Here is a 2,500-nt window from a genome sequence, read left to right on the forward strand (position 1 = left end):
TTGGAGAGTCGCACTCGTCCCTAGGGGACAAGGCGCCAGCCTCGCATAGTTCTTGTGACGTAGCGTGCACTTGGATGCTCTTACGACGTTGTCGTAAAGCCAAGGCAACTTGAGGTTATATGGTCAAGCCGCACGGATCATTAGTATCAGTTAGCTCAATACATTGCTGTACTTACACACCTGACCTATCAACCACGTAGTCTACATGGTTCCTTCAGGGGGCTTGTGCCCCGGGAGATCTCATCTTGAGGCGCGCTTCCCGCTTAGATGCTTTCAGCGGTTATCGCTTCCGAACATAGCTACCCGGCAATGCCACTGGCGTGACAACCGGAACACCAGAGGTTCGTCCACTCCGGTCCTCTCGTACTAGGAGCAGCCCCTCTCAAATCTCCAACGCCCATGGCAGATAGGGACCGAACTGTCTCACGACGTTCTGAACCCAGCTCGCGTACCACTTTAAATGGCGAACAGCCATACCCTTGGGACCGACTACAGCCCCAGGATGTGATGAGCCGACATCGAGGTGCCAAACACCGCCGTCGATATGAACTCTTGGGCGGTATCAGCCTGTTATCCCCGGAGTACCTTTTATCCGTTGAGCGATGGCCCTTCCATACAGAACCACCGGATCACTAAGTCCTAGTTTCCTACCTGCTTGATCCGTCGATCTTGCAGTCAAGCACGCTTATGCCTTTGCACACAGTGCGCGATGTCCGACCGCGCTGAGCGTACCTTCGAGCTCCTCCGTTACTCTTTAGGAGGAGACCGCCCCAGTCAAACTACCCACCATACACGGTCCCCGACCCAGATAATGGGCCTAGGTTAGAACGTCAAGCACGACAGGGTGGTATTTCAAGGATGGCTCCACCACAGCTAGCGCCATGGTTTCATAGCCTCCCACCTATCCTACACAGACGAACTCAACGTTCAGTGTAAAGCTATAGTAAAGGTTCACGGGGTCTTTCCGTCTTGCCACGGGAACGCTGCATCTTCACAGCGATTTCAATTTCACTGAGTCTCGGGTGGAGACAGCGCCGCTGTCGTTACGCCATTCGTGCAGGTCGGAACTTACCCGACAAGGAATTTCGCTACCTTAGGACCGTTATAGTTACGGCCGCCGTTTACTGGGGCTTCGATCAAGAGCTTCGCCTTGCGGCTGACCCCATCAATTAACCTTCCAGCACCGGGCAGGCGTCACACCCTATACGTCCACTTTCGTGTTTGCAGAGTGCTGTGTTTTTGATAAACAGTCGCAGCGGCCTGGTTACTGCGACCCTCTTCAGCTATAGCTCGCACGAGCCACCAAAAAGGGTGCACCTTCTCCCGAAGTTACGGTGCCATGTTGCCTAGTTCCTTCACCCGAGTTCTCTCAAGCGCCTGAGAATTCTCATCCTACCCACCTGTGTCGGTTTACGGTACGGTCTGCGTAAGCTGAAGCTTAGGAGCTTTTCCTGGAAGCGTGGTATCAGTGACTTCGCCTTAAAGGCTCGTCTCGGTGCTCGGTCTTAAAGGATCCCGGATTTGCCAAAGATCCAAACCTACCGCCTTTCCCCAGGACAACCAACGCCTGGTACACCTAACCTTCTCCGTCCCTCCATCGCACTTACGCGAGGTGCAGGAATATTAACCTGCTTCCCATCGACTACGACTTTCGTCCTCGCCTTAGGGGCCGACTCACCCTGCGCCGATTAACGTTGCGCAAGGAAACCTTGGGCTTTCGGCGTGCGGGTTTTTCACCCGCATTATCGTTACTCATGTCAGCATTCGCACTTCCGATACCTCCAGCAGACTTCTCAATCCACCTTCAACGGCTTACGGAACGCTCCTCTACCGCGCATAACTAAGTTATGCACCCCAAGCTTCGGTTCTGTGCTTAGCCCCGTTAAATCTTCCCCGCAGACCGACTCGACCAGTGAGCTATTACGCTTTCTTTAAAGGGTGGCTGCTTCTAAGCCAACCTCCTGGCTGTCTGTGCCTTTCCACATGGTTTTCCACTTAGCACAAAATTTGGGACCTTAGCTGTGGGTCTGGGTTGTTTCCCTTTTCACGACGGACGTTAGCACCCGCCGTGTGTCTCCCATACAGTCCGTCTCGGTATTCGGAGTTTGCAATGGTTTGGTAAGTCGCGATGACCCCCTAGCCATAACAGTGCTCTACCCCCGAGAGGATACATATGAGGCGCTACCTAAATAGCTTTCGAGGAGAACCAGCTATCTCCGGGTTCGATTAGCTTTTCACTCCTAATCACACCTCATCCCCTACCTTTGCAACGGGAGTGGGTTCGGGCCTCCAGTGCGTGTTACCGCACCTTCACCCTGGGCATGACTAGATCACCCGGTTTCGGGTCTACTGCCCGCGACTATGCGCCCTTATCAGACTCGGTTTCCCTTCGCCTCCCCTATACGGTTAAGCTTGCCACGAACAGTAAGTCGCTGACCCATTATACAAAAGGTACGCAGTCACTCCTTGCGGAGCTCCTACTGCTTGTACGCACACGGTT

Annotated in this window: 1 rRNA gene (only partly in view); it reads right to left on the reverse strand. The window is 53.8% G+C overall.

Annotated features, from left to right (window positions below):
* Positions 1–119: 119 nt before the first annotated feature.
* Positions 120–2,500: ribosomal RNA gene (locus NSQ78_RS21490) — 23S ribosomal RNA — on the reverse strand (it continues 499 nt past the right edge of the window).

Origin of the sequence: Stenotrophomonas sp. FSL W7-1447, assembly GCF_037966425.1 — a bacterium.
Lineage (GTDB): Bacteria > Pseudomonadota > Gammaproteobacteria > Xanthomonadales > Xanthomonadaceae > Stenotrophomonas > Stenotrophomonas pavanii.